This window comes from Ciceribacter sp. T2.26MG-112.2 (assembly GCF_900492205.1).
GTDB classification, from domain to species: Bacteria; Pseudomonadota; Alphaproteobacteria; order Rhizobiales; family Rhizobiaceae; genus Allorhizobium; species Allorhizobium naphthalenivorans_A.
Window position 1 is genome coordinate 348,431 of record NZ_UEYQ01000004.1, and the last position, 25,274, is coordinate 373,704.

Below are 25,274 nucleotides of genomic sequence, written 5' to 3' on the forward strand. Positions count from 1 at the left end.
GACGTGAAGACAAGGGCGACGCTTATCGGGTTCACGGCCATTTTGATGTGGTCGTTTCTCGCACTCATGACGGCCGCCTCCGGCAAGATGCCGCCCTTCCAGCTTTCCGCCATCACCTTCGCCATCGGCAGCCTGCCGGGCATCATCACCTTCATGCTCCGGCCGGAACGCATCCGCCAGCTGCGCCAGCCGGCCAAGGTGTGGCTCACCGGCGTGATCGGCCTGTTCGGCTATCATTTCCTCTACTTCACGGCGCTTCGTAACGCGCCGGCGGTCGAGGCGGGGCTGATCGCCTATCTCTGGCCGCTGCTGATCGTCGTCGGCTCCGCGCTGCTGCCGGGAGAACGCCTGCGCTGGTATCATGTGGTCGGCGCGCTCGCCGGGCTTGCCGGCACCGTGCTGATCGTCGCCAAGAACGGCATCGCCTTCGATCCGGCCTATGGTTTCGGCTATCTCGCCGCATTTCTCTGCGCCTTCACCTGGTCCGGCTATTCGCTGATCACCCGTCGCTTCGAGGCCGTTTCCACCGATGTCGTCACCGGCTTCTGCCTTGCCACCTCGATCCTGTCGGCGCTCTGCCATCTTGGCCTGGAAACCACGGTCTGGCCGGAAAACCCGGCGCAATGGGCGGCCGTGGTCGGCCTCGGCCTATTCCCGGTGGGGCTTGCCTTCTATGCCTGGGATCATGGGGTGAAGAACGGCGACATCCAGATCCTCGGTGCATCGAGCTATGCGGCGCCGCTCCTGTCGACGCTGATCCTCACCCTGTTCGGCTTTGCCGAGCCGAGCCTCAGGATCGGCATCGCCTGCGTGCTGATCACCGGCGGCGCCATGCTGGCCGCGCAGGACATGATCCGCCGGACGAAGAAGGCCGAAGCCTGACGTTCACGAGGGTAAGGGAGGGACGATGGAAGTGCCTGCAATGATCGTCCTGGCGCTTGCGCTGGTCGCCGGCCTTTCCTATTTCGCCATTCTGCCAAGGCCCGCCGGCCATGTCCGGGCGATCTGGAAAACCCTGCCGGTCGCTCTGCTCGCCTTCTATGCCTTCCTCATGGAGGCGCCGGCTCTGCTGGTCCTGGCACTGGTCTTGAGCGCTCTCGGCGATGCCTTCCTTGCCTATGAAGGCGAGAAGAATTTCATCGGCGGGCTCTCGTCCTTCCTGCTTGCCCATATCGCCTATGGCGCCTTGTTCTATGAAATCGGCGATCTCCGGTTCTTGACGGGCGAGACCTGGCGGCTCGCCGCAGCCGGTCTTTCGGTCGCCCTTGCCGTGCTGCTGGTGGCCTTTCTGTGGCGCCCCGCGGCCAGGCTCGCACCTGCCGTGCTGGCCTATGCAACGGCGATCGCTGCCATGGCTATTTTGTCGCTCGGTGTGCCAGCGGTCGCGGTCTTCGTCGGTGCCGCACTCTTCCTGTCGTCTGATGCCGTTCTTGCGGTCGAGACCTTCAAGATGGAGAAGAGCCATCCGATGCGCTGGCTCGCCGCGCTCTACGTCTGGGCGAGCTATTTCGCCGCACAGGTGGTGTTGACCCTCGCGGTCGTCGCCATCGCTTCCTAAACGCTCCCGGTGTCCGCCTGACGGTTCTCGTTCGGCGTCCAGCCGGGTGGCGCCATCTCGAAGCTCGCATAGTCGAAGCCAGGCGAGACGGTACAGCCGACCAGCGTGTAGTCGCCGAGGCTTTCGGCCGCTTGCCAGCCATTGGCCGGAATGATCGCCTGCGGCCGCTCGCCGCGCAGGATGTCGCCGCCGAGAACGAAGGTCTCGACCGCCGTTCCATCCGGTGCGCTGTAGAGCGCCAGCGGCGCGCCGGCATGGTAGTGCCAGACCTCGACCGCGTCGCGAACCCGGTGCCAGTGGGAACGCTTGCCCGCCTTCAGCAGATAGTAGATGGCCGTCGAATGGCCGCGCGGTCCGCCGGCTGCGTCGCGAAAGGTCTCGACGAACCAGCCGCCCTCGCGATGCGGCTGCATGCCGAGGGCCTCGATCACGGCCTCGGCATCCATCAGAAATGATCCTTGCGCTTGCGGATTTCGGCAAAGACCTCCTCATTGGTCGACCCCTCCATCAGGAGGTTGCGGCGGATCGATGGATCGGCGGCGCGCAGGAAGGGATTGGTCTCCTTTTCCAGTCCGATCGTCGTTGGAATGGTGAACTCGCCGCGCTGGCGTTTGGCCTCGATCTCGGCGGCGCGGGCCTTCAACCGCTCGTTCTCGGGGTCGATGGTCAGCGCGAAGCGGGCGTTCGACAGCGTATATTCATGGCCGAAATAGACGGCTGTTTCGTCCGGCAGGGCGGCAAGCTTCTGCAGCGAATGCCACATGTCGGTCGCCGGCCGCTCGAACAGCCGACCGCAACCGAGCGCAAACAGGGTGTCGGCGGCAAACAGCAGCTTGTCGTCCGGCAGGTGGTAGCAGACATGGCCGGCGGTATGGCCGGGCGTTTCGATCACCCGCACGGTGTGGCCGCCGAACTCGAACACATCGCCGTCGCCGACCGCCTGGTCGAGGCCGGGGATCGCCACGGCCTCCTCGCGCGGGCCGATGACCTCGCAGCCGTATTTTTCCTTGAGCGCCAGGTTGGCCTCGACATGGTCGCCGTGATGGTGGGTGGTGAAGACATGGGTGATCTTCCAGCCGCGCCGATCGGCGGCCGCGACGATGGCATCCAGTTCCGGCGCGTCGATCGAGGCGGTCAGGCCGCTCTCCGGGCAGTGGACGAGAACGCCGAAATTGTCGCTTCGGCAGGGAAAGACATCGAGATCGAGGGGTTTCATCTGGCCTTTGTCCCTTCTGCTTCGTTCGCCGAAATGTAGCGCCTTCAGCCTTGAAGTCCATCCGGCGCCTGCTAACAATGGCGCCATGCATGTCGATATCGTCGATCTCCGCCAGTTCTATCATTCCATGCTGGGCCGCATGGCGGAGCAGTCGATCGCCATGGCGCTGTCGGCGCTCTGGGCGCGCCTGCCGCAGGAGCGGCTTGTCGGCCTCGGTTATGCCGTTCCCTTTCTCGACCGCTTCCGCGCCGATACCGAGCGCACCTTTGCCTTCATGCCGGCCGGTCAGGGGGCGGTGAACTGGCCGGTGGGCGAACCTTCCGCCACGGCCCTGGTGTTCGATGAGGAACTGCCCTTGCCCGACGCCTCGATCGACCGGGTATTGATGGTCCATTCGCTGGAGTTTGCCGAAAATCCACGCGAGACCCTGAAGGAGGTCTGGCGGGTGCTGGCGCCCGGCGGGCGCCTCGTCATCGTCGTGCCGAACCGGCGCGGGGTCTGGGCGCGTATGGAGCATACGCCCTTCGGCTCAGGCCGGCCCTATTCGCGCGGCCAGCTCACGGCGCTTTTGCGCGAGACCAATTTCACTCCCGGTGCCAGCGCCGAAGCACTGTTCTTTCCGCCGTCGAAGATCCGTTTCGTGCTGAAGCTGCGCCGCAGTTTCGAACGGATGGGCCGCATGCTCTGGCCGGCCTTTTCCGGGGTGATCGTCGTCGAGGCCCAGAAGCGGCTGTACCAGGGCCTGCCGGTCGCGGCTCGCGCTTCGCGCCGCGTCTTCGCGCCGGTTCTGGCGCCGCGCGGCGTGCCCACGACGCGGGTCCCCTCAGGGCGCGAGACTTGATCCGGCCGGCAGTTGCGACCATGGCAACCCTCGACAAGATCGCTATTCCGTTTTAATGGCTGAGCACCGACAGTACCGGGCATTCGCCCGGATTTTCAACGACAGAAAGTCCTATCGATGAGCAGCGACAGCATGAAGCCCACTCCGCGTCCGGGTATCCTCGACATTGCCGCCTATGTGCCCGGCAAGGAGCATGCCCCCGGTGTCGCGCGGGTCTTCAAGCTGTCGTCGAACGAAACACCGATGGGCCCCAGCCCGAAGGCGATCGACGCCTTCAAGCAGAGCGCCGGCCATCTGGAGATCTATCCCGACGGCCAGGCCACGGCGCTGCGCGAGGCGATCGCCGAAGTGCACGGGCTGAACAAGGCCAATATCCTGTGCGGCAACGGTTCCGACGAACTGCTCGGCCTGCTCTGCCATGTCTATCTCGGCGCGGGCGACGAGGGCATCATCACCGAGCACGGCTTCCTCGTCTACAAGATCCAGATCATGGGCGCGGGCGCGACCCCGGTCGTGGTCAAGGAGAAGGATTGCACCGTCGACGTCGATGCGATCCTCGCCGCCGTCACCGAAAAGACGAAGATCGTCTTCCTCGCCAATCCGGGCAATCCGACCGGCACCTATGTGCCGGTGAGCGAGATCCGCCGCCTGCATGCCGGGCTGCCGGGCAATGTCATCCTGGTGCTCGACGCGGCCTATGCGGAATATGTCCGCCGCAACGACTACCAGGCCGGCATCGAGCTCGTCTCCGGCGCCCGGAACGTCGTCATGACCCGCACCTTCTCCAAGGTCTACGGCCTTGCGGCGCTGCGCGTCGGCTGGGCCTATGCGCCGCTGGAGATTATCGATGCGCTGAACCGCGTGCGCGGTCCGTTCAACATGAATGCAGCGGCGATCGCCGCCGGTGCCGCCGCCGTGCGCGACCAGGAATTCGTCGCGATGGCCGTCGAGCACAATCTTACCTGGGTCGAGAAGGTCACCACGGCGCTGACCGCGCTCGGCCTGAAGGTCACGCCGTCGGTCGCCAATTTCGTGCTGATCCACTTCCCCGAGGTCGACGGCAAGCGTGCGGCCGAAGCCGACGACTTCCTCACCAGCCGCGGCTTCATCCTGCGTGCGGTCAAGGGCTATGGTTTCGCCAACTCGCTACGCATGACGATCGGCAGCGAAGAGGCCAATCGCGGCGTCATCGACGCGCTCACCGAGTTCATGGGGCGTTCCTGATGCCGGAGCCGCTGTTCGACCGCATCGCGCTGATCGGCATCGGCCTGATCGGCTCCTCGATCGCCCGCGACGTCAAGGCGCTTGGCCTGGCCCATGAGGTCGTGGTCTCGACCCGCAGCCCGGAAACGCTGAGGCGTGCCGAGGAACTTGAGCTCGGAACCTCCTACGCGCTGTCGGCGGCGGATGCCGTCGAAGGTGCCGACCTGGTGATCGTCTCCGTGCCCGTCGGTGCGTCCGAAGCGGTCGCCCGGCAGATCGCCCCGCGTTTGAAACCCGGCGCCATCGTCACCGATGTCGGCTCGACCAAGGCTTCCGTCATCGCCCAGATGGCGCCACACATGCCGAAGACGGTGCACTTCATTCCCGGCCACCCGCTGGCGGGCACGGAAAAATCCGGCCCCGACGCCGGCTTCACCGGCCTGTTCCAGGGCCGCTGGTGCATCTTCACGCCGCTGCCGGGAACCGATCCGGCAGCCCTTGCCAGGCTCAAGGCCTTCTGGGAAGCTCTCGGCTCGAAGATCGACGAGATGGATCCGGAGCATCACGACAAGGTGCTGGCCATCGTCTCGCACTTGCCGCACATCATCGCCTACAACATCGTCGGCACGGCCGACGACCTGGAGGCTGTGACGCAGTCGGAAGTCATCAAGTATTCGGCCTCCGGTTTCCGCGACTTCACCCGTCTCGCCGCCTCCGACCCGACCATGTGGCGCGACGTCTGCCTGCACAACAAGGATGCGATCCTGGAAATGCTGGCGCGCTTTTCCGAGGATCTCGCCTATCTGCAACGGGCGATCCGCTGGGGCGAGGGCGACAAGCTGTTCGAACTGTTTACCCGCACGCGCGCCGTCCGTCGTTCGATCATCGAGGCCGGCCAGGATGTCGACGTGCCGGACTTCGGCCGCCACTCGCTCGACAAGAAGGCCTGAGCCCAGGCTTTACAACGGCGGCAGGACGGCGATCGGGAATATGCCGAGGGAAACCACGCCGTCCGTGACCGTCAGGTCGGCGCTGCCCTTGTCCTTGCCGGAAAACAGCGCGCCGAGCACGTTCCCTGCATTGTCGATCGTTTCGCGCTCGTCGGGAAACGCTTCTCTAAGGGTTTCCTGCCAAGCCTTGATACCTTCGACCTCGACATGGAACTCTCCCGACACCATGCCGTCCGTGCCGACCGAGACGGGCCCCGAAAGCGTCAGCACCCGGCCCTCGCCCATGTCGGCGACCAAGCGGCGAATTTCACCCTTGCTGCCGTAGAGCCCTTCGCCCCGGTCACCCTGGAGATCGAGATATTTCGCCTTGCCGACCAGTGTCATGTCGATACTGGCCGAGAGCGGCGGCAGGACCGGCGGTTGGTCGTGCAGCGACAGGACGGCTTCCTTGACCAAGGCGGCGAGATCCAGATCTTCGCCGGAGCGGCGCACATGCACCTGCGCATGCGGCGCCTCGGCCCCGACCGTTTCGCCGTCGATTCTGCCCGTCAGCAGACCCTGCAGATCCTCGGCCTCGATCGAGCTGCGGTCGAGTCCCGAGAGCCCGGCACTCAGGCTTGAGCGCATCTGCGCCCATTGCAGCGTAAGGGAAAATCCGAGACTGGAGCGCATTTGTCCCGGTCCCTCCAGTTCCCACAGCACACGGCCCGGCGCGTAGACCTGGGCTGCCGAGCGGAAGGCGCCGAAGGTGCCCGAAAGGCCATGGAAATGGTCGTCGACGGCAAGTTTCGTGCAGGTGACGCCAAGCCGGAAGGGAAAGCCGCCGACGGCCATGTCGGTGCATTCCGCCTGGATGGCAGCAGGGTTGTCACCGCCGAGGATCTGGGCGAGTTTCTTTTCCAGAGCCCCTGCCGCGCTCCACCACAAGCCGCTATAGACGAGCATGGCGACGATGATCGCTATGGCGAACAGCGAGATCTTCCGGCTGGCGGTGCTGCGGTTTTCCTTGCGCGACGTTGCCATCAGGCGCTCCAAACGTAAAATGGTGAACCGGCAATCCGGCCGGTCTTGTGGAATGACCCGCGATATGGACGAATTTTGGGTGTTTGGCTACGGATCGCTGATGTGGAATCCGGGCTTTTCCTATGAGGAGCGGATACAGGGCCGGATGATCGGCTATCGTCGGTCGCTCTGCGTCCGATCCTGGCACCATCGCGGCACGAAGGAGACGCCGGGACTGGTGCTCGGGCTCGATCGTGGCGGTTCCTGCCGTGGCGTGGCCTTCCGCGTGGCCTTGCGCGACCGGGAGGAAACGATCGAATACCTGCGCCAGCGCGAGTTGGTGACCTTCGTCTACCGCGAGCGTGTCCTGCCGGTCCGGCTCGACGACGGCCGCAGGGTGCAGGCGCTGGCCTATGTGGTCGACCGCTCGCATCACCAGTATGGCGGGGTGGTGTCGGTCACGGAGGCCGCGCGGATCGTCAACCAGGCGGTCGGCGTGTCAGGTCCCAATCCGGTCTATGTGGCCAACACCGTGGCGCATTTGCGCGAAATGGGCATCCGCGACCATTGGCTGGAACAGGTGGCCGCGGAGATCGCGCGCCTGGAAGGCGTCGAGGTCTGAGGTTTCAGCCCGTCTTTTTCGCCTGCAACTCCTTCAGCCGCTTCACGGCGGTCGGGGGCAGCGGTACCTGCGGGTTGTCGCGCGCCGTCTCGACCAGCAGTTCGTCGCTCACTTTCTCCAGCCTCTCGATCAGCGTCTCGTAGAACAGGTCGGGATCGAGACCCGCCTCGATCGGCGGCAGGATCTTCACCTTGAAATGGCCGGGGAAGCGCAGGAACTTGCGGCGTGGCCAGAAGAGGCCCGGATGCATGGCGACGGGCACGACGGGAACGTCGAGATCGCGGTAAATGCGGGCGATGCCGTATTTGTAGGCGGGCTCGGCGCCGGCCGGGCGGCGCGTGCCTTCCGGATAGATGATCAATTGCCGGCCGGCCGCCATTTCCTGCTTGGCCCGTTCCATCACCTTGACCATGACCTTGCCACGGGCGCCGCGATCGACCGGGATCATCTTCTGGCGGGCGACATACCAGCCGAAGATCGGGATCCACATCAGTTCGCGCTTGAGGATATAGACCGGATCGTCGAGCCAGGGCAGCAGCGCATAGGTATCCCACAGGGACTGGTGCTTCGGCGCCAGGATATAGCCGCCTTCCGGGATGTTCTCCAGGCCCTCGACCGTGAAGGTCGTGCCGACGATCTTCTCCATCAACCAGTGATTGGAGCGCGCCCAGTTCTTCGGGATCGCGAAGGCCTTCTTGCGCGATGCCAGGAAGTAGTAGGGCGAAAGCAGCACCATCTGCAGGATCAGATTGGCGTAGAAGAGCGTGTTGAACAGGATGGAACGCAGGATGATCATTAGGCGCTTTTCCTCGGGCGGGCGTGCAGACGTGCCTATCGCAAATCGGCGAGGATAAAAAGCGTCGTTGCGCGAAATCCGCGGCGTGTCAGTCGGAGGTCTTGGCCATTCTGGCCGTAGACCGCAGGCCGTCGCTGCCCCAGCCGATGATGCCCCTCGCATAGGCGATCAGCGTCTTGCCATATTCCGACAGCAGCGTGCGCAGCACGTTCGGTTCGGCATACCAGTCGGTGTGCTTCAGATCGGAATTGACCACGGGATAGGGAATGTATTCCGTCGCCCGGTCCCTTCGACGCAATTCCATCAGACTGCGGGGCATGTGGTAGTTGTTGGTCACGACCAGGACCGAGGAATAGCCGTGGTCGCTGATCCAGCGCGAGATCTCGTTGGCATTGCCGATCGTGTCGAGCGCTTCGTAGCCGACGTCGACACAGCAGTCGAACAGATCGCGCGAGGCCTGCGTCATCTTGCGGATCTGCGCCGGCGACGTCGTCGGGTGGGCGCCGGAAATCAACAGCCGGCGGCCGGAGCCGCGCCTGAGCAGTTCGACGGCCTGGTCGATGCGCTGATAGCCGCCGGTCAGGACGACGATGGCATCGGCTCTCGCCTGGCTCGGCGGTACAAGTGTCGTCACCGAATCGGCGAACCACAGGAAGCCGGCGAGGACTACGGCGACGAGGACGATCGCGACTAGTCCGCCATAGCGCAGAACGCGGCGCAAGCGTCCGCTGCGGGCGAAAAGGCCGCCGGCGTTGTGCTGCGGCTGTTGCTCGCGGAAAGCTCTGTCGCGACTCATCTGACCCATCGTCATGGTCCGTGCATAGCGCGCTTCTGGCATACGGAACAGGCGGCTTTGTGGCATTCAACAGGCATTCGCCGCATCAGTCCATCAGTCACCCGGCAATCCGTCGGTGCGTGCCGGGTCGGAGCGAATGAGGTCGATTTCATAGATGGTGCGGATCACGGTCAGCCGGGCCGTCAGCGTGGTCAAGAGCGCAATGACGATCATGGTGGCGAAGATTCCGAGATAGCCGAGGGGACCGATCGAAAACGTGCCGAACAGGGCGGCCGCCTGGTCGCTCTCGGGGGTGGCGAGCGAGCGACTCTGCCAGAAGCCGGCGATGGAAAACAGGGCCGCCGCCAGCAGGCCGCCGGCAGCGGCACCCTTCAGGCTGATCTTCAGGAAGTGTTTCTGGAATTCCTGAGCGACGAACGAGCCCTCGGCACCGACAAAATGCAGAACCTCGATGATGTGGCGATTGCCCGACAGCGCGCCGCGCGTTGCAAAGACCACGGTCATCACCATGGCGGTGAAGACGAGCACCAGCACGCCCGAGCCGATCAGCACCGTGGTGCGGGCCATCTGGACGAGCCGGTCGACCCAAGTGCGGTGATCGTCGAGGAAGGCCTGCGGCACCTCGGTCTTCAACAGTTCGCGCATGGCGGCGAAGTCGGGCGGATTGGCCTCGTCGATGGTGATGATGACGAGGCGCGGCACCGGCAGTTCATCAAGGTCGAGCCCCGTGCCGAGCCAGGGCTCGAGAAGACGGGCCGTCGCATCGTCGTCCATGATCTGGCCTTCCTTCGTGCCGACGAAGGTGAGGGCAAGGTCCCGCGCCTTGATGAGCGCCTGGTCCATGTCGAGGCCGTCTTCCGGCTTGATCTGGATGGTGATCTCGCGGGCGATCTGGCTCTGCCAGCCGGCCGCCGTGGCGCGCACCATCGAGACGGCGCCGAGCGTCAGGCAGGCGAGGAAAGCCATGATGGCGATCACCACCATCAGCGCATTGCCCTGGATGTTGGAGGGCGGCAGGATCGGGCCGGTCGGCCTCACCGTCATCTCGGTTCGACGCGGGGCCTGGGGCTTGCCGGTCGTGCGCGGCATGCGCCGATCGTTCTGGTCGAGCTCAGTCATAGATGTCGAGCCGCCCGTCTGTGAGGATCATGCGTCGTGCGTCGATCTGGTCCATCAGCGCCAGGTCGTGGGTGGCGATGACGACGGCCGTGCCGAGGCGGTTGAGTTCGAGGAAGAGGCTGAGCAGGCGCCTTGCCATTGGCGGGTCGACATTGCCGGTCGGCTCGTCGGCCAGCAGGATCTCCGGCCGGTCGATGAGCGCGCGGGCGATCGCCACGCGCTGCTTTTCGCCGCCCGACAGGACCGGCGGCAGCACGTTGATGCGTTCGCCGAGCCCCACCCATTTCAACAGTTCCAGGACGTCGTTGCGGTAGCTCGTCTCCTCCTTGCCGCGCACGCGCAAGGGAAGCGCGACGTTCTCGTAGGTGGTCAGGTGATCGAGCAACTGGAAATCCTGGAAGACGATGCCGACGCGCCGGCGCAGCATGGGAAGCTCGGCGCGCGGAATCTTGGTGATGTCGCGGCCGAAGCTGCGGATCAGCCCGCGCGTTGGCTGCAGCGACATGAAGAGGAGGCGCAGAAGCGTGGTCTTTCCCGCTCCCGACGGGCCGGTCAGGAACTGGAAGGAACGCTTCGGAATGTCGAAGGTCAGGTCGCGGAGGATCTCCGGTCCCATTCCATAACGCAAACCGACATTTTCGAAGTGGATCAAGGGCTCAGCCAGTCTGACAGATCGCGTGGGTCTGCACCATGTTAACCAGGAGGGTTAACAGCCGGTAAATTCCGCCCGAAAGATGACGCCTTCCGGCCCATCTTTTCGAAGCATTAACCATTTGAATTTACGTCTGGAGGGGATTCGTTTCAATGCCCAGATTTTGGCCGGTCGGCGGGCTTACGCGAAAGGCACCGGAAAATGAACGCATTCCGCTCCAGACGCCCACCGGCCCAGCCGGAGATCGACCTCCTGCCGCCCGAGCGCCCGCGGCGGCCGCTGCGGCCCGCCCTTGAGGCGCGGGCCGATGTGGTCGACGCGCATTTCGTGCCCGTCCCCGCGCGTGAGGTGCCGCGCCGGGCGGGGGGCACGCGCGGCTTGAACGACAATCACCGTTTCACCTCGTCAAATCGGCGCAATGGCGCCGCCAACCGCTTTGCAAGCCTTGCCGCGGGCACGCTGCGGCAGACGGAGAGGGTGCTTCAGTCGTTGTCGAATGGAGCCTTCGCCGTCATGGTCGCGCTCGTCTTCGCCGCCACCTTCGCCTTTGCCGGGCTCATCCTCGGCGGCCCCGCGGAGGATGCCAATGCCCGGCCGCTCGATATCACCCATGTGAGCCTCACTCCGCGCGACGACGACGGCATGCGCATCCTCCAGGTCAATGCCATCATCGAAAACCGCAGCGCGGAGAAAAGCCCGATGCCGAAACTCAGGGCCGACCTGATCGCCGGCGGACAGGTCATCGCCAGCACCTATATCGCAACGCCCGTCGAGGAGATCGACGCGGGCCATAGCCGCGGCATCACGGCGCGATTGCTGCATCCCGGTGGAAAAACGCCGGAACTCAGGCTGTCCTTCGAGGAATCGGGTGCCTGACGCGCCCGACTGTGCTATCGGCCAACACTTTCCATGACTGGCCGAGACGTCCGGCCAGGCCGCAGCGCTCAAAGGAGTAAGCCATGCCCGTCGTCCGCGGAAAGAACATCGAGCCGCTCTACACCGCCCGGCAGATCGATGAGCGCAACCACCAGCTCGCCGCCGAAATCGCCAAGGGACCGGCCAATGATCTTCTGGTGATCGCGGTGCTCAAAGGCTCGTTCATCTTCGCCGCCGACCTGATCCGCGCCCTGCACGATGTCGGGCTTGCTCCCGAGGTCGAGTTCATCACACTTTCCAGCTACGGCACCGGCACGGTCTCGCAAGGCGTCAGGATCGTCAAGGACATCGACAGCGACGTGCATGGCCGCGACGTCCTCCTGATCGACGACATCCTCGAATCCGGTCGCACGCTCAAGTTCGCCAAGGAGCTGCTCTACGAACGCGGCGCCTCCAATGTCTCTCTCGCCGTTCTGCTGGACAAGAAGGTGAAGCGGCAGGAACAGCTCGAGGCCGATTATGTCGGCTTCGAATGCCCCGACTATTTCGTCGTCGGCTATGGCATGGATGTCGCCTATGCCTTCCGTGAACTGCCCTATGTCGGTGTCGTCACCGGCGACGCGGCCGAGGCCTGAGATATTTTTCCGGGGCAAACTATCGCCCCTGGACGAAGATCACTCGTTAACCATGGGGCGGTCAGCCCCCCTGGCGTTTACCGATCGCAAACGAAACTCTGGTGATTTCGCTCTCGGACAATGAATGGACCGGGAGCAGATCGATCATGGCGCGAATTCTCATCACCGAGGACGAAGACTCGCTGCGCTCCTTCGTGGCGCGGGCCTTGCGCCTCGACGGCCATGAAACCTTCGAGGCCGCCGACGGCGCCGAGGGCCTGGAGCGTCTGGCCGAGGAAACCTTCGACCTGCTGCTGTCCGATATCCGGATGCCGGTCATGGACGGCATCGAGCTCGCCCACCGCGCCCATTCGGACTTTCCGGGCCTCAAGATCCTGCTGATGACCGGCTATGCCGAGCAGCGCGAGCGAGCCGACGATCTGTCGGCCAAGATCATCGACGTCGTGTCGAAACCCTTCGCCCTTCCAGACATCCGCAAGGCCGTCGCCATGGCGCTCGCCAGATGAACGGAGCCCGTCGCGGCTCTTGATCGCGACGGACCGTCATGCCTTCCCGGTCATCTGGGCATTCAGGTAGGCCTGACACATCGAGGTCAACTGACCCTGCAATACTACGGCGTCATTTTCCGAGAGTTGCCGCTCGAAGGCGTTGCGCACCGTTCCGAATATGACCGTGACGAGCGTCAAATTGATGGGCTCGACATTCTCGAAACGCGCATCCGGGGCCGTGCGCAGCATGGCGACGGTCGCCGCATCGACCCGTCGGGCGAAGGTCTCGATCAGCGCTTCGTTGTCCAGTTCGACCACCGAACGGTATAGCGCCCGCGTCACATCGGCCCGTTCCGTCTTTGCCCGCCAGTAGGTGTCGATGAGCGCTTCGGCCATCCTCCCGACGGGCGCGCCGTGAGACGCTCGGCATGTCGCCTCGATCTTTCCCGCCAGGACATCCAGGTAGCGTTCGTTCAGCGCATAGATCAGCGCCTGCTTGTGCGGAAAATACTGGTACATCGTCCCGACCGAGACCCCGGCCCGCTCGGCCACCCGCGTGGTTGTCAACCGATGCGGTCCCGCGCTCAGCAAAACCTGAATGGTCGCTTCGAATATCGCATCCACCGTGGCGGTGGAGCGTGCCTGACGCGGCCTTTTCCGGGGCGTCAGGGCTCGGGGCGTTGCTGGGGCCAAAAGCGAATCCTCAAACTGAACGATCCTTCATATATTTGTCGGCATCGCAGCAAAAGGAAAGGGAGTTCGGATGGCCGACACGCGGATTGCACTCGTCACCGGAGCCAACAAGGGGATTGGCCTCGAAATCGTCCGGCAACTCGCCGAGGCGGGTGCGCACGTCATCATCGGCGCGCGCGACGCAGAGCGGGGCCGCGCGGCGGCAGCAGATCTCACCGGCGAGGGGCTGTCGGCTGAGGTCCTTGCGCTCGACCTGCTGGACCCTGCATCGATCGTCGCGGCGGCCAGGCAGATCGGCGAGACGCACGGCAAGCTCGACATCCTCGTCAACAATGCCGGCATTTTCGATCCTGCCGACGGTCCGCCGGGCAAGGCGTCGCTCGACGCGGTGCGTCGGGTCATGGAGACCAATTTTCTCGGCACGCTTGCGGTCACCCAGTCCATGCTGCCGCTGTTGCGTTCGGCAGGCATCGCCCGGATCGTCAACCTCGCCAGCTCGCTTGGCTCGCTGACGCTGAACGGCGATCCGCAATCGCCCTACTATTCGGCGCAATTCATCGGCTACAATGCGTCAAAGGCAGCACTGAATATGCTGACGGTCCAACTCCACGAAGAGCTGCGCGGATCGGGCATTGCGGTGAATTCGGTGAGCCCCGGATTCGTCAAGACCGATCTCACGGGCTACGGCACGATGACCCCGCAAGAAGGGGCGCGACTTCCCGTGCGATTTGCGCTCGAAGAGCTCGGGTCCGGTCGCTTCGTGGAGCCCGGTGGCACCACTCCCTGGTAGATCGGAAGCGCTGAGATCCGAACCCGACTGACAGGCGAAGCCGGTTGGACGAGCGGTCGCCTCACTGAATGTCCAGCAGCCGTTCGAGATAGCGGCGTTCGAATTCCGGGCCGGCATTGTCGCCGAGTTTCTTGCGGATGGCCTCGAGGATCTCACGCGCCCGCTGCACGTCGATCTCGTCGGGAACGTTGACGCGTTCGCCGAAATCGGGGCCGGTGGTGGCGCGCGGGCGGCCGAGCGGGTCGCGACCGTTCTGGTCGCCCTGATTATTGCCCTGCTGCTCGCCCTGTCCCTGCTGGCCGCGCATCGCCTGCATCATCTGGTTCATCATGTCGCGCGCGCCCTGGCGCAATGCCTCGAGCGCCTTCCCCTGGCCCTCCACCGCCTGCTCGCCCTGGCTCTTGCCCAGTGCTTCGCCTGCGCCGCGCATCTCGCGCTCGGCCTGGCCGAAGCCTTCGCCCGGCTTGACGCCGAGTTCGCCCAGCCCCTTCTGCAGTTCGCCGAGCTTCTTGCCCAGCGCATCCTGCTGGGCGCGCAGGTTCTTCAACGCCTCGCGCAATTGCTCGGCCGTCATCCGGTCGGTCGGCGAGCCCTGCTGGCCGTCCTGTCCGCCCTCGCCCTGCTGACCTTGCTGCGGCTGCCCACCTTCCTGGCCGTCCTGCGGCATCTGTTCGAGAAACTCGCCGTCTTCGCCGCCTTCGGGATCACCCCTCTGCATGCGGTCCCTCAAGGCCTGGTCGAGACGGAAGGTCTCGTCCATCAGCTTCTGCTGTTCCTGCATGATCTCGCCGAGCTTGTCGATCTGCTGGCGGGCCTGGCTGTTTTCCTGCTGCTGGCCGCCGCGCTGCGGGCGGCCTGCCTGCAGGTTGTTCATCATGCGCTGCAATTCGGAGAGCATCTGCCGCGCCGCGTCGCGATTGCCGGAGCGGGCGAGGTTCTCGATCTGGTTCATCATGTTTTCCAGATCGCGCTGGCGCAGCACGTTCTGCGCCGACTGTTGCTGCTGCTGGCCCTCGGCATTCGGCTGGCGCTGCGCCATCGCGGTCATGAATTCCTGCATGGCGGCGCGCAGCTCGTCCATCAGCTTCTTGATCTCTTCGTCCGGCGCATTGCGTTCCAGCGCATCGGCCAGCGCCTGCTGGGCGTCGCGCAGCTTGCGTTCGGCCAGTGACAGCTCGCCGCCGTCGATACCAAGGGCGATCTCCCAGAGGTAATCGGCGGTGTTCTCCAGTTCCTCCGTGGAGCGTGCCAGCTTCATGCGCGCCTGCGCCGACTGGAGCAGCAGGTAGTGCGTCGTGTTGGGGATCGTTTCCTCGGGGCGGATCTGCAACGCCTCGTTCAGCGCGATCGCCTGACGCAGGTCGCGGATGTCCAGCGCGAAAACCTGGCGTTCCTCCGCGACCGCCGCCGCCAGCGGCTCGACGAAGGCGCGCGCAGGGAGCGTCATCTCGTGCGGTGGGCTGCGGCCGGTCTGGCCCGCACCGTCGGTTGCCACCAGCGTGATCCGGACCTTTCGGCCCGACAGCGGATGCTCGGTGATGTTGCGGCTCGAAAGCCCCTTGGCGTCGCGGGCATTGTGGCGCGGCAGGTCGAGCTTGTATTCCGGCAGGGCATAGAGCGGAATGGCATCCGCCTTCTCCTCCAGCGGCTCAATCTCGGCATAGGCCCTGGCGAGGCCGTAATCGTCCTTGGCGGTGAAGCCGACCTCCAGAGCGCCATTGGCACTGCGGCGCGGCAGGCCGTCGAAGGCGATTTCCGGCGCCTTGTCGGGGATGACGTCGATCGCCCATTGCCGTCCGCCGACCAGAAGTTCGCCGCTTGCATCGAGTTTCCATTCATGGACGTTCGCTGCGTTCGGAGCGGTGGGGACGGGCTTGCCCACGGGGCCGTCCGCCGGCTCGTCGTCCGCGTCCGGGCCTGCGCCCATGGCAATTTCGGTCACAGAGCCGTCGTCGGCCCGGCGGAACAGGACCTTCTCGTCGGCGCTGCCGCCGCTGATGCGGACCGTCGCCTGGGCATTCTGCGGGACCCGTGCCTGGCTGGTCGCAGCCTGACCGTCACCTTGGCCGTCGCGGCCTGAGAGGAACACCGGCGGCTGGCCGGTATAGGCGGGCGGAGTGATCCAGGCATCGATCCTGAGGCCCGGCGCATCGCTGGTCGCCGGCTGTCGGCGGAAGGCATCGGCAATCACGCCGGCGCCGTTGGATCCCGAATAGGCAAGCGCGGTGACGAACAGCAGCGCCGGCACGGCGCGTAGCGCATAGCGGTCGAAGCGGGAAATGTCCGGCCGCGGCAGGCCGGCATCGAGCGCGGCGATCGTCTCGGCCATGCGGCGCTGGTGCTCGACCCAGAGCGCCCGGGCAAAGGGCGTCTCGAAGGCCGGCTCGTCGTCCTGTACGGCGACGGGCTGGTGGGCCAGATGGTTCCGTTCCTCCAGCAGCCGGTCGGCTTCTTCGCCGGCCGGCCAGCGCAGCCGGGCAAAGGGCAGGAGGCTCGCCACGAAGGCGAAGGTGAGGACGAAGACGAGGCCAAGACGGAGAAGATCCGGCAATTGCCGATAGACGCCGAGCCAGGCGAGCGAGACGAAGATCGCGGCAATGCCGAGAAGCGGCAGGAACCGTGGCAGCAACCGTTCGGCAAACAGCACCAGCCGCGCCAGGAAGCGCTTGATCGCCACCCGCCGCGCCAGCGCCGGGTCGGTGCGAAATGCACCCGTTCTCCTGCTGCCCGGCTGAGGGGTCATCCGTCGGGTCTCCGTCCTGCCCGCGGCTCGCCCTAGGGCGATCACGGCGCGGCTTGTCTATCCTTAACAAAAGTAAGGATAGCATCCTTTGTGGCGAAGACGAGGGCGGCTGGCCTTTCGGTCCCGCTTTTTTGAACCGGTCGCCGAAAAGTGAACGGCGTCCGGGCCTTTGTCAGGCAAGCCAGGCCGGAACCGAATCGAGCGCGATCATGTCGTCATAGCTCGGTCGGGGACGAATCACATGGAATTCGCCGCCATTCACCAGCACTTCGGGGACGAGGCGCCGGGTGTTGTAGGTGCTCGCCTGCACGGCGCCATAGGCCCCGGCCGAGCCGACGGCCATCAGGTCGCCGGGCCGTGGCATGGCCATTTCGCGGTCGAGCGCCAGATAGTCACCGGTCTCGCAAACCGGGCCGACGATATCGGCGCGGATGCGCGGCGCGCTGGCGGCCGAAATCACCACCGGGCGGATTTCGTGATGCGCATCATAGAGCGTCGGGCGGATCAGGTCGTTCATCGCCGCGTCGACGATCACGAAGGTCTTGTCGCCGCCGTCCTTCACATAGATCACCTCGGTCACCAGGATGCCGGCATTGCCGACGATCAGGCGGCCGGGTTCGGCGACGATCTTGCAGTTGAGGCCGGAGAGCTGCTCCAGCACGATCCTGGCATAGACGTCCGGCTCCGGCGGCGGATTGTTGTCGTCCTTGTAGGGAATGCCGAGCCCGCCGCCGATGTCGACATGGTCGATCGCATGGCCGTCGGAGCGCAGCGTGTCGACGAGTTCGCGCAACAGCCGGAAGGCGTCCTCGAAGGGCTGCATTTCGGTGATCTGGCTACCGATATGCATGTCGATGCCCGACACCTTGATGCCGGGCAGGGTGGCGGCACGGGCATAGACGGCACGGGCACGGTCAAATGAAATGCCGAACTTGTTTTCCTTTTTGCCGGTCGAGATCTTGGCATGGGTCTTGGCATCGACGTCCGGATTGACGCGGAAGGACACGTGGGCGGTCTTGCCCGCCTTCTGTGCCCGGCTCGCCAGCACGTCCAGTTCCGGTTCGCTCTCGACGTTGAAGCAGTAGATGCCGACCTCGAGCGCCAGGTCCATCTCATGCACGGTCTTGCCGACGCCGGAGAACAGGATGCGGTTTGCCGGAATGCCGGCGGCCAGCGCCCGGCGCAGTTCACCCTCGGAGACCACGTCCACGCCGGCGCCGAGCCGGCCGAGCGTCTTCAGTACCGCCTGGTTGGAATTCGCCTTCATCGCATAGCAGACCATCGAGTCGACGCTCGCGAAGGCCTCGGAGAAGACCCGGTAGTGCCGTTCCAACGTCGCCGTCGAATAGCAGTAGAAGGGCGTGCCGACCGCCTTGGCGATTTCGGGTACGGAGACGTCCTCGGCATAGAGCACGCCGTCGCGATAGTCGAAGTGGTTCACGGGCTTGGACCTGTCAGAGAAGGGGGTCGAGGACGAAGGGCTGGTCGGGAACGCTCGGCTTTTCCGGCTTCTCGCCGGGCGTCGCCAGCTTGTTCTGCTGTTCCGCCGGCATGCTGGGCGGATCAAGGTCGGCCTTGCGGCCGCAGCCGGAAAGCACAAGGGCCGTCGCCAGCAGGCCGGCTGCCATCGTCCAACGGGAAAGCGTCTTCACCATCACCCTATCCACCGAAAATCTCGTTCCTTAAGCCTCTAGCGAAAATCGGGGCGCTTGTGCACCCTCATTCTGGTGATGGTCCCGCAAACGACCGTGATCAATTGCGCTCGCGCCACCAGGCGATCTGCTTGCGGACCTCGGACGGCGCGGTGCCGCCAAAGCTCTTGCGGCTGGCAACCGAGGCCTCGACGGTGAGCACGTCGAAAATGCCGGCGGTAATGGCCGGATTGATCGACTGCAGGTCTTCCAGCGAAAGCTCCGCCAGGTCGCAAGCCTTGGCTTCCGCCATGGCGACGGCCTTGCCGGTCGCGTGGTGAGCGTCGCGGAACGGAAGGCCTGCCTCGCGCACCAACCAGTCTGCGAGGTCGGTCGCGGTCGAATAGCCGGAGCCGGCTGCCGCCTTCATCTTGTCGGTGCGGATCGTCATGTCGCGCACCATGCCGGTCATGGCGGCGATTGCCAGTTCCAGGCTCTCGGCCGAATCGAAGACCTGTTCCTTGTCTTCCTGCATGTCCTTGGAATAGGCGAGCGGCAGGCCCTTCATCACGGTCAGCAGCGCCACCAGCGAGCCGTTGATGCGGCCGGTCTTGGCGCGCACCAGTTCGGCTGCGTCCGGGTTCTTCTTCTGCGGCATGATCGACGAGCCGGTCGAAAACGCGTCCGACAGGCGGATGAAGCCGAACTGCGGCGTCGACCAGATGACGATCTCTTCGGCGAGCCGCGACAGATGCGTGGCGCAGATCGAGGCGATCGACAGGAATTCCAGCGCGAAGTCGCGGTCCGAAACGGTGTCGATCGAATTGCGGGTCGGTTCGCGGAAGCCGAGTGCTGAGGCCGTCATGTGGCGGTCGATGGCAAAGCCGGTTCCGGCAAGGGCCGCTGCCCCGATCGGGCTTTCGTCCATGTGCTCGATCGCATGGCGCACGCGCTGGCGGTCGCGGCCGAACATTTCGACATAGGCCATGCAGTGGTGGCCGAAGGTCACCGGCTGGGCGGTCTGGAGATGGGTGAAGCCGGGCATGACGGTATCGGCATGTTCCTCGGCGCGGTCGAGGAAGGCGGCGATCAGCGCCGTCAGCGATGCCTCGACCTTCTGCAATTCTTCCTTGACCCAGAGGCGGAAGTCGAGCGCCACCTGGTCGTTGCGCGAGCGGGCGGTGTGCAGCCGGCCGGCGGCGGGGCCGATCAGCTCGGCCAGCCGCGCCTCGACGTTCATGTGGATGTCCTCGAGCTTGCGCGAGAAGACGAACTGGCCGCTTTCGATCTCTGACAGGATCGTGTTCAGGCCGTGAACGATCTTGTCTTTGTCTTCGCCCGTGATGATGCCTTGATGCGCCAGCATGGTCGCATGCGCGATTGAGCCGCGGATGTCCTGGGCGTAAAGCTTCTTGTCGAAACCGATGGAGGCATTTATCTCCTCCATGATGGCCGCGGGGCCCGAAGCGAAGCGACCGCCCCACATCTGGTTGGAGGATTTCGTGTTCTTGGTGTCCTCGGCCATGCCTTGCCCATCCTGGAGACTGCAATGACAGAAAAAAGACCGCTCGGACTTCCTTCCGCCAAGCTTGTTGCGATTGCGGCGGTCGCCGGGATCCTTGCCGGCGCGGTCGCGGTATACGTGAAGCAGACCGCCTCTGGCAATGGGACCGAGGTCGCCGATGCGGCGCAGTGTGCGGGTTCCGTCGAAAAAGCGGCCGCGCTTAAGCCGTTTACCACCGGCGAGGTCGCCGCCATGGTCGCGGCGGCGGAGCCGCGGGTGATCGACGGGCTCTCCTTCAAGGACCAGGCGGACAAGGACCTGACGCTCGCCGATTTCTCCGGCAAGACGGTTCTGCTCAATCTCTGGGCCACCTGGTGCGTGCCCTGCCGCGAGGAAATGCCGGCGCTCAACGCGCTGCAGAAGGCCGAGGGCAGCGACGCCTTCCAGGTGCTGGCGATCAATATCGACACGGGCACGATCGACAAACCCAAGGCCTTCCTCGAGGAGACCGGGGTCGATGCGCTCGGCCTTTACCGCGACGCCAGCATGGGTGTGTTCAACACGTTGAAGAAGGAGGGCCTCGCCTTCGGCCTGCCTGCCACGCTCTTGATCGACGGCAAGGGCTGCCTGCTCGGCGCGATGAACGGTCCCGCGGCCTGGGACAGCCCGGACGCCAAGGCGTTGATCAAGGCTGCCGCCGGGAGCTGAACCGCTGACGGCGAGGCGCCTTCCTCGATCGTTCTTCATGGGCTGCGACAACTTGCCATGGCGCAAATGCCCGGCTATGAAGGGCTCAATCACTTGGACCCGGTGCAAATCCGGGTGGCTCTTCCGGCCGCCGATCCGCCGGACAACCCATCAGACTTGAAGCCTTTCGGCCGGCGCCTCCCACCGGCCCTTCAGATTTGCGGGAAATTTCCATGTTCTTCAATTTCGATCTCGCCCGATACCGGGCGGAATGGTTCGGCAATGTCCGCGCCGATCTCCTCTCCGGCCTCGTGGTTGCGCTCGCACTCATTCCCGAAGCCATCGCCTTTTCCATCATCGCCGGCGTCGATCCGAAGGTCGGGCTCTATGCGTCGTTCTCCATCGCCGTGCTGATCGCCTTCGTCGGCGGCCGTTCCGGCATGATCTCGGCGGCAACGGCCGCGACGGCCGTGCTGATGACGCCGCTCGTCAAGCAGCACGGACTGGAATACCTGCTGGCGGCGACCGTGCTGGCGGGCGTCATCCAGATCGCCGCGGGCTTCCTGAGGCTTGGCATGGTGATGCGTTTCGTGTCGAAGTCGGTGATGACCGGCTTCGTCAACGCGCTGGCGATCCTGATCTTCATGGCGCAATTGCCGGAACTGATCGGCGTCACGCCGGTCACCTATGTCATGGTCGCTGCGGCCCTTGCCGTCATCTATATCCTGCCGCGCTTCACGCGGGCCGTTCCCTCACCGCTTGTCGCCATCATCGGCCTCACGGTGGTATCGATCTATTTCGGCATCGATGTGCGCACCGTCTCCGACATGGGCGAACTGCCCTCGGCCTTCCCGAGCTTCCACCTGCCGATGGTGCCGCTGACACTGGAGACGCTTCGGATCATTGCGCCCTATTCGCTGGGCGTCGCCGTCGTCGGGCTGCTGGAATCGCTGATGACGGCCCAGCTGATCGACGACATCACCGACACGCGCAGCAACCGGCACCAGGAATCGATCGGCCAGGGGATCGCCAACGGGGTCACCGGCTTCATCGGCGGCATGGCGGGTTGCGCCATGATCGGCCAGTCGATGATCAACATCAAGACCGGGGGACGCGGGCGCCTGTCCACCTTCGCGGCTGGTGTCCTGTTGCTCATCCTCTGCGTGGTGCTCGGCGACTGGGTCAGCCTCATCCCGATGCCGGCGCTGGTCGCGGTGATGATCATGGTGTCGGTCGGCACCTTCTCCTGGAAGTCGGTCGACAATCTGCGCCATCATCCGGGATCGTCGTCGATCGTCATGCTGGCGACCGTCGCAACCGTGGTCGGCACCCACAATCTGGCGATCGGCGTGCTGGTCGGCTTGCTGCTTTCGGGGATTTTCTTCGCTTGGAAGATCTCGAAGATCTTCGACGTGTCCTCGCAGCTATCCGAGGACGGCCGCTGCCGCACCTATAGGGTCGGCGGACAGCTGTTTTTCGCCTCGGTCGAGGATTTCGCCCAGGCCTTTGATTTCCGTGAGTTCCTCGACAGGGTGGTGATCGATGTCAGCCAGGCCCATATCTGGGACATTTCCAGCGTCGCGGCGCTGGATTCCGTGGTGCTGAAGTTTCGCCGGCGCGGCGCCGAGGTTGAACTGGTCGGTTTCAATGAAGCCAGCAAGACAATCGTAGACAAGCTGGCAATTCACGACAAGGCCGACGCGGCCGATCCGTCAGTGGCGCATTAGCCCGTGTGCGTTGCCCGCGCGCTGCCTCAGCGCGTCGGGACCGGCACTTCACCGCGATAGTCGTAGAAGCCGCGCCCGGCCTTGCGGCCGAGCCAGCCGGCCTCGACATATTTCACCAGCAGCGGGCAGGGGCGGTACTTGCTGTCGGCCAGGCCGTCATGCAGGACCTGCATGATCGACAGGCAGGTGTCCAGGCCGATGAAGTCGGCGAGCTGCAGCGGGCCCATGGGATGGTTCGCCCCGAGCCGCATGGCGGTGTCGATCGCCTCGACCGAACCCACGCCCTCGTAAAGCGTATAGATCGCCTCGTTGATCATCGGCAACAGGATGCGGTTGACGATGAAGGCGGGAAAATCCTCGGCGACCGTGATCGTCTTGTCGAGCGAGCGGACGAAGGTCTTGGCCGTTTCGAAGGTCGTCTCCTCGGTGGCGATGCCGCGCACCAGCTCGACCAGCTTCATCACCGGCACCGGGTTCATGAAGTGGATGCCCATGAAGCGTTCCGGCCGGTCCGTGGCGGAGGCGAGCCGGGTGATGGAAAGCGAAGACGTGTTGGTTGCCAGCAGCGCTTCGGGTTTCAGCACCGGGCAGAGCTGGGCGAAGATCTTGCGCTTGACGGTCTCGTCCTCGGTCGCCGCCTCGACCACCAGGTCCATCGGTGCCATGTCATTGATGTCGGCCGTGCCGCTGATGCGCGAAAGTGCGGCCTTGCGGTCCTCGTCGGTGAGCTTGCCGTTGGTCACCTGCCGGGCGAGATTGCCGTTGATGGTGGCGAGACCCGCCTCGATGCGGTCCTTCGACAGGTCGTAGATCGTCACCTTGTAGCCGGCGAGCGCCGAGACATGGGCAATGCCGCAGCCCATCTGGCCTGCGCCCACGATCCCCACATTGCTGATAACCGTCACCATCGCGCTCTCCTCGCCACTCCGCAGGCGTAGTTTACAAAAATGCCGGGCCAACGGAAGCCGGCCCGGCAAATTGATAGACCCGCGCGGGGCGTTTTTCCAGTCCCTTTCGCAGTTGCGAAAGGCGCGCGCCTTACAGCGCCTTTTCGAGCTCCGGCAGGGCTTCGAACAGGTCGGCGACCAGGCCGTAATCGGCGACCTGGAAGATCGGCGCCTCTTCGTCCTTGTTGATCGCGACGATGACCTTGCTGTCCTTCATGCCGGCGAGATGCTGGATGGCGCCCGAGATGCCGGCCGCGATGTAGAGCTGCGGGGCGACCACCTTGCCGGTCTGGCCGACCTGCCAGTCGTTCGGGGCATAGCCCGCGTCGACTGCGGCGCGGCTTGCGCCGACGGCGGCACCGAGCTTGTCTGCCACCGGCAGGATGACTTCCTTGAACTTGTCCGCCGAGCCGAGGGCACGACCGCCGGAGATGATGATCTTGGCCGAGGTCAGTTCCGGACGGTCGGAGGTCGAGAGCGCATCGTTGACGAAGGTCGAGACGCCCGGATTGGCGGCAGCGCCCACCGTTTCGACGGCGGCCGCACCTCCTTCTGCCGCGGCGGCAAAGGCCGTCGTGCGCACAGTGATCACCTTCTTGGCGTCGGTGGACTGAACCGTCTGGATGGCGTTGCCGGCATAGATCGGGCGCCGATAAGTGTCGGCCGAGACGACCTCGGTAATCTCCGAGACCTGCATCACGTCGAGCAGGGCAGCGACGCGCGGCATGACGTTCTTGGCCGAGGAGGTCGCGGGCGCGATGATCGTGTCATAGCCGTCGGCGAGGCCGATGATCAGGGCGGCGAGCGGTTCGGCGAGGTTGTTGGCAAGGCTCGCATCGTCGGCGAGCAGAACCTTGGAAACGCCCGAAAGCTTGGCGGCGGCGTCGGCGGCCGCCTTGGCACCGGAGCCGGCAACCAGCACGTGAATGTCGCCGCCGATCTTGGTGGCGGCCGTCAGCGCCTTGGCGGTCTGGTCGGACAGGGTTGCGTTGTCGTGTTCTGCCAGAAGAAGAATGGCCATATCTCTAGTCTCCTATCCCGGTCCGATTACAGCACGCCGGCTTCGTTCTTCAGCTTGTCGACCAGTTCGGCGACAGACTTGACCTTGACGCCCGCCTTGCGGCCGCCGGGTTCCTCGGTCTTCAGCACCTTGAGGCGCGCCGTCGTGTCGACGCCGAAGTCGGCCGGCGTCTTCTTGTCGAGCGGCTTCTTCTTCGCCTTCATGATGTTCGGCAGTGAGGCGTAGCGCGGCTCGTTCAGGCGAAGGTCGGTGGTGACGACGGCCGGAAGCTTGACGTCGATGGTCTGCAGGCCACCATCGACTTCGCGGGTGACGGTCGCCTTGTCGGCGCCAAGTTCCACCTTGGAGGCGAACGTCGCCTGGCCCCAGCCGAGCAGGGCAGCGAGCATCTGGCCGGTCTGGTTCGAATCGTCGTCGATCGCCTGCTTGCCGGTGATGACGAGGCCCGGCTGTTCGGCGTCGATGACACCCTTCAGCAGCTTGGCGACGGCGAGCGGCTCGACGGCATCGTCGGTCTCGACCAGAACGGCGCGGTCGGCGCCCATGGCGAGCGCGGTGCGCAGCGTTTCCTCGGCCTTGGCCGGTCCGATCGAGACGACGACCACTTCCTCGGCCTTGCCGGCTTCCTTGAGGCGCAGGGCCTCTTCGACGGCGATTTCATCGAACGGGTTCATCGACATCTTGACGTTGGCCAGCTCCACGCCGGTCCCGTCCGTCTTGACGCGGATCTTGACGTTGTAGTCCACAACCCGCTTAACGGTCACGAGTATCTTCATG

The 25,274-nt window shown here is 64.7% G+C and carries 26 protein-coding genes, 1 pseudogene and 1 other annotated feature; of the genes and pseudogenes, 12 read left to right on the forward strand and 15 right to left on the reverse strand.

Annotation, left to right across the window (positions count from 1 at the left end):
- Positions 1–3: 3 nt before the first annotated feature.
- Both yddG and DYZ14_RS09520 read left to right on the forward strand, forming a co-directional pair.
- Positions 4–882, forward strand: a complete 879-nt coding sequence (yddG, locus tag DYZ14_RS09515; protein ID WP_154720435.1) for an aromatic amino acid exporter YddG — start codon at positions 4–6, stop codon at positions 880–882.
- 25 nt (positions 883–907) lie between these two features.
- Entirely contained in the window at positions 908–1,558 is a 651-nt protein-coding gene (locus tag DYZ14_RS09520; RefSeq protein ID WP_154720436.1) for a lysoplasmalogenase family protein, read from the forward strand.
- Here the strand turns inward: DYZ14_RS09520 and DYZ14_RS09525 are convergent.
- Complete coding sequence (locus tag DYZ14_RS09525) at positions 1,555–2,004, reverse strand: cupin domain-containing protein (protein ID WP_154720437.1); 450 nt, start codon at positions 2,002–2,004, stop codon at positions 1,555–1,557. The two genes, DYZ14_RS09520 and DYZ14_RS09525, sit on opposite strands and share 4 nt — an antisense overlap.
- On the reverse strand, positions 2,004–2,774 hold the full coding sequence (gloB, locus tag DYZ14_RS09530) for a hydroxyacylglutathione hydrolase (RefSeq protein ID WP_154720438.1): 771 nt from the start codon (positions 2,772–2,774) through the stop codon (positions 2,004–2,006). The genes DYZ14_RS09525 and gloB overlap by 1 nt, the downstream gene beginning before the upstream one ends.
- An 85-nt stretch (positions 2,775–2,859) precedes the next feature.
- Between gloB and DYZ14_RS09535 the strand changes: the two genes are divergently transcribed.
- The 3 genes and pseudogenes from DYZ14_RS09535 to DYZ14_RS09545 all read left to right on the forward strand — a co-directional run.
- Positions 2,860–3,615 carry a class I SAM-dependent methyltransferase gene (locus tag DYZ14_RS09535; protein WP_115670300.1) on the forward strand — a complete coding sequence of 252 codons (756 nt, stop codon included), beginning with the start codon at positions 2,860–2,862 and terminating at the stop codon, positions 3,613–3,615.
- A 117-nt stretch (positions 3,616–3,732) separates the two neighbouring features.
- Entirely contained in the window at positions 3,733–4,839 is a 1,107-nt protein-coding gene (hisC, locus tag DYZ14_RS09540) for a histidinol-phosphate transaminase (RefSeq protein WP_154720439.1), read from the forward strand.
- Positions 4,809–5,768 (forward strand): annotated as a pseudogene (locus DYZ14_RS09545) (prephenate/arogenate dehydrogenase family protein); the annotation flags it as partial. The gene hisC and the pseudogene DYZ14_RS09545, both read left to right, overlap by 31 nt.
- Positions 5,769–5,777: 9 nt before the next feature.
- On the opposite strand, the gene DYZ14_RS09550 reads toward DYZ14_RS09545, so the two are convergent.
- Positions 5,778–6,791 (reverse strand): DUF2125 domain-containing protein, encoded by a 1,014-nt coding sequence (locus DYZ14_RS09550; RefSeq protein WP_154720441.1) that lies wholly within the window; start codon positions 6,789–6,791, stop codon positions 5,778–5,780.
- Between the two features lie 64 nt (positions 6,792–6,855).
- Between DYZ14_RS09550 and DYZ14_RS09555 the strand changes: the two genes are divergently transcribed.
- The gene (locus tag DYZ14_RS09555; protein WP_154720442.1) at positions 6,856–7,392 is read left to right on the forward strand and encodes a gamma-glutamylcyclotransferase; all 537 of its coding nucleotides are present in this window, start codon (positions 6,856–6,858) and stop codon (positions 7,390–7,392) included.
- Between the two features lie 4 nt (positions 7,393–7,396).
- On the opposite strand, the gene DYZ14_RS09560 is transcribed toward DYZ14_RS09555, so the two are convergent.
- The 4 genes from DYZ14_RS09560 to ftsE all read right to left on the reverse strand — a co-directional run bounded on the left by DYZ14_RS09560 (position 7,397) and on the right by ftsE (position 10,755).
- A complete protein-coding gene (locus DYZ14_RS09560; protein WP_154720443.1) occupies positions 7,397–8,188 on the reverse strand; it encodes a lysophospholipid acyltransferase family protein in 792 nt (263 codons plus the stop codon).
- 88 nt (positions 8,189–8,276) lie between these two features.
- Entirely contained in the window at positions 8,277–8,984 is a 708-nt protein-coding gene (locus DYZ14_RS09565; protein WP_445292365.1) for a YdcF family protein, read from the reverse strand.
- Between the two features lie 93 nt (positions 8,985–9,077).
- Positions 9,078–10,073 carry a cell division protein FtsX gene (locus tag DYZ14_RS09570; RefSeq protein WP_195949890.1) on the reverse strand — a complete coding sequence of 332 codons (996 nt, stop codon included), beginning with the start codon at positions 10,071–10,073 and terminating at the stop codon, positions 9,078–9,080.
- A gap of 22 nt (positions 10,074–10,095) precedes the next feature.
- On the reverse strand, positions 10,096–10,755 hold the full coding sequence (gene ftsE / locus DYZ14_RS09575) for a cell division ATP-binding protein FtsE (RefSeq protein ID WP_154720446.1): 660 nt from the start codon (positions 10,753–10,755) through the stop codon (positions 10,096–10,098).
- Positions 10,756–10,956: 201 nt separating this feature from the next.
- On the opposite strand from ftsE, the gene DYZ14_RS09580 reads away from it, so the two are divergent.
- From DYZ14_RS09580 to DYZ14_RS09590, 3 genes are all read left to right on the forward strand, one after another.
- Complete coding sequence (locus DYZ14_RS09580) at positions 10,957–11,631, forward strand: hypothetical protein (RefSeq protein ID WP_154720447.1); 675 nt, start codon at positions 10,957–10,959, stop codon at positions 11,629–11,631.
- A gap of 83 nt (positions 11,632–11,714) precedes the next feature.
- Positions 11,715–12,266, forward strand: coding sequence for a hypoxanthine phosphoribosyltransferase (hpt, locus tag DYZ14_RS09585; RefSeq protein ID WP_154720448.1), 552 nt, complete (start codon positions 11,715–11,717; stop codon positions 12,264–12,266).
- Positions 12,267–12,412: 146 nt separating this feature from the next.
- Complete coding sequence (locus tag DYZ14_RS09590; RefSeq protein WP_154720449.1) at positions 12,413–12,772, forward strand: response regulator; 360 nt, start codon at positions 12,413–12,415, stop codon at positions 12,770–12,772.
- Positions 12,773–12,808: 36 nt separating this feature from the next.
- Here the strand turns inward: DYZ14_RS09590 and DYZ14_RS09595 are convergent, their stop codons facing one another.
- The gene (locus tag DYZ14_RS09595; protein ID WP_154720450.1) at positions 12,809–13,447 is read right to left on the reverse strand and encodes a TetR/AcrR family transcriptional regulator; all 639 of its coding nucleotides are present in this window, start codon (positions 13,445–13,447) and stop codon (positions 12,809–12,811) included.
- A gap of 70 nt (positions 13,448–13,517) precedes the next feature.
- On the opposite strand from DYZ14_RS09595, the gene DYZ14_RS09600 reads away from it, so the two are divergent.
- On the forward strand, positions 13,518–14,237 hold the full coding sequence (locus DYZ14_RS09600; RefSeq protein ID WP_154720451.1) for an SDR family oxidoreductase: 720 nt from the start codon (positions 13,518–13,520) through the stop codon (positions 14,235–14,237).
- 61 nt (positions 14,238–14,298) lie between these two features.
- Here the strand turns inward: DYZ14_RS09600 and DYZ14_RS09605 are convergent, their stop codons facing one another.
- The 4 genes from DYZ14_RS09605 to argH form a co-directional block, all read right to left on the reverse strand.
- Positions 14,299–16,980, reverse strand: a complete 2,682-nt coding sequence (locus DYZ14_RS09605; protein ID WP_154720452.1) for a TIGR02302 family protein — start codon at positions 16,978–16,980, stop codon at positions 14,299–14,301.
- A 172-nt stretch (positions 16,981–17,152) separates the two neighbouring features.
- Entirely contained in the window at positions 17,153–18,421 is a 1,269-nt protein-coding gene (gene lysA / locus DYZ14_RS09610) for a diaminopimelate decarboxylase (RefSeq protein ID WP_154720453.1), read from the reverse strand.
- Between the two features lie 13 nt (positions 18,422–18,434).
- Positions 18,435–18,635: an LPS translocon maturation chaperone LptM gene (gene lptM / locus DYZ14_RS09615; protein ID WP_154720454.1), complete on the reverse strand. Its 201-nt coding sequence runs from the start codon at positions 18,633–18,635 to the stop codon at positions 18,435–18,437.
- Between the two features lie 97 nt (positions 18,636–18,732).
- Positions 18,733–20,136, reverse strand: a complete 1,404-nt coding sequence (argH, locus tag DYZ14_RS09620) for an argininosuccinate lyase (protein WP_154720455.1) — start codon at positions 20,134–20,136, stop codon at positions 18,733–18,735.
- Positions 20,137–20,160: 24 nt separating this feature from the next.
- Here argH and tlpA point away from each other — a divergent pair, with 24 nt between their 5' ends.
- Positions 20,161–20,823, forward strand: coding sequence for a thiol:disulfide interchange protein TlpA (gene tlpA, locus DYZ14_RS09625; RefSeq protein ID WP_154720456.1), 663 nt, complete (start codon positions 20,161–20,163; stop codon positions 20,821–20,823).
- 92 nt (positions 20,824–20,915) lie between these two features.
- Positions 20,916–20,971, forward strand: a sequence feature (sul1 is cis-regulatory element that is thought to sense ions involved in sulfur or methionine metabolism; They are found in Alphaproteobacteria).
- 64 nt (positions 20,972–21,035) lie between these two features.
- Entirely contained in the window at positions 21,036–22,529 is a 1,494-nt protein-coding gene (locus tag DYZ14_RS09630) for a SulP family inorganic anion transporter (RefSeq protein ID WP_154720457.1), read from the forward strand.
- 26 nt (positions 22,530–22,555) lie between these two features.
- Here the strand turns inward: DYZ14_RS09630 and DYZ14_RS09635 are convergent, their stop codons facing one another.
- The 3 genes from DYZ14_RS09635 to DYZ14_RS09645 form a co-directional block, all read right to left on the reverse strand.
- Positions 22,556–23,437 carry a 3-hydroxybutyryl-CoA dehydrogenase gene (locus tag DYZ14_RS09635; RefSeq protein WP_115670282.1) on the reverse strand — a complete coding sequence of 294 codons (882 nt, stop codon included), beginning with the start codon at positions 23,435–23,437 and terminating at the stop codon, positions 22,556–22,558.
- Between the two features lie 130 nt (positions 23,438–23,567).
- Positions 23,568–24,497, reverse strand: a complete 930-nt coding sequence (locus tag DYZ14_RS09640; RefSeq protein WP_154720458.1) for an electron transfer flavoprotein subunit alpha/FixB family protein — start codon at positions 24,495–24,497, stop codon at positions 23,568–23,570.
- A 26-nt stretch (positions 24,498–24,523) separates the two neighbouring features.
- On the reverse strand, positions 24,524–25,273 hold the full coding sequence (locus tag DYZ14_RS09645; RefSeq protein WP_115670280.1) for an electron transfer flavoprotein subunit beta/FixA family protein: 750 nt from the start codon (positions 25,271–25,273) through the stop codon (positions 24,524–24,526).
- Position 25,274 lies beyond the last annotated feature (1 nt).

Bases quoted from the DNA above. Each gene is read 5' to 3' on its own strand.
- DYZ14_RS09520 (WP_154720436.1), top strand. From the start codon at position 908: ATGGAAGTGCCTGCAATGATCGTCCTGGCGCTTGCGCTGGTCGCCGGC.
- DYZ14_RS09525 (WP_154720437.1), bottom strand. From the start codon at position 2,004: ATGGATGCCGAGGCCGTGATCGAGGCCCTCGGCATGCAGCCGCATCGC.
- gloB (WP_154720438.1), bottom strand. From the start codon at position 2,774: ATGAAACCCCTCGATCTCGATGTCTTTCCCTGCCGAAGCGACAATTTC.
- DYZ14_RS09535 (WP_115670300.1), top strand. From the start codon at position 2,860: ATGCATGTCGATATCGTCGATCTCCGCCAGTTCTATCATTCCATGCTG.
- hisC (WP_154720439.1), top strand. From the start codon at position 3,733: ATGAGCAGCGACAGCATGAAGCCCACTCCGCGTCCGGGTATCCTCGAC.
- DYZ14_RS09550 (WP_154720441.1), bottom strand. From the start codon at position 6,791: ATGGCAACGTCGCGCAAGGAAAACCGCAGCACCGCCAGCCGGAAGATC.
- DYZ14_RS09555 (WP_154720442.1), top strand. From the start codon at position 6,856: ATGGACGAATTTTGGGTGTTTGGCTACGGATCGCTGATGTGGAATCCG.
- DYZ14_RS09560 (WP_154720443.1), bottom strand. From the start codon at position 8,188: ATGATCATCCTGCGTTCCATCCTGTTCAACACGCTCTTCTACGCCAAT.
- DYZ14_RS09565 (WP_445292365.1), bottom strand. From the start codon at position 8,984: ATGAGTCGCGACAGAGCTTTCCGCGAGCAACAGCCGCAGCACAACGCC.
- DYZ14_RS09570 (WP_195949890.1), bottom strand. From the start codon at position 10,073: ATGCCGCGCACGACCGGCAAGCCCCAGGCCCCGCGTCGAACCGAGATG.
- DYZ14_RS09580 (WP_154720447.1), top strand. From the start codon at position 10,957: ATGAACGCATTCCGCTCCAGACGCCCACCGGCCCAGCCGGAGATCGAC.
- hpt (WP_154720448.1), top strand. From the start codon at position 11,715: ATGCCCGTCGTCCGCGGAAAGAACATCGAGCCGCTCTACACCGCCCGG.
- DYZ14_RS09590 (WP_154720449.1), top strand. From the start codon at position 12,413: ATGGCGCGAATTCTCATCACCGAGGACGAAGACTCGCTGCGCTCCTTC.
- DYZ14_RS09600 (WP_154720451.1), top strand. From the start codon at position 13,518: ATGGCCGACACGCGGATTGCACTCGTCACCGGAGCCAACAAGGGGATT.
- DYZ14_RS09605 (WP_154720452.1), bottom strand. From the start codon at position 16,980: ATGACCCCTCAGCCGGGCAGCAGGAGAACGGGTGCATTTCGCACCGAC.
- lptM (WP_154720454.1), bottom strand. From the start codon at position 18,635: ATGGTGAAGACGCTTTCCCGTTGGACGATGGCAGCCGGCCTGCTGGCG.
- argH (WP_154720455.1), bottom strand. From the start codon at position 20,136: ATGGCCGAGGACACCAAGAACACGAAATCCTCCAACCAGATGTGGGGC.
- tlpA (WP_154720456.1), top strand. From the start codon at position 20,161: ATGACAGAAAAAAGACCGCTCGGACTTCCTTCCGCCAAGCTTGTTGCG.
- DYZ14_RS09630 (WP_154720457.1), top strand. From the start codon at position 21,036: ATGTTCTTCAATTTCGATCTCGCCCGATACCGGGCGGAATGGTTCGGC.
- DYZ14_RS09635 (WP_115670282.1), bottom strand. From the start codon at position 23,437: ATGGTGACGGTTATCAGCAATGTGGGGATCGTGGGCGCAGGCCAGATG.
- DYZ14_RS09640 (WP_154720458.1), bottom strand. From the start codon at position 24,497: ATGGCCATTCTTCTTCTGGCAGAACACGACAACGCAACCCTGTCCGAC.
- DYZ14_RS09645 (WP_115670280.1), bottom strand. From the start codon at position 25,273: ATGAAGATACTCGTGACCGTTAAGCGGGTTGTGGACTACAACGTCAAG.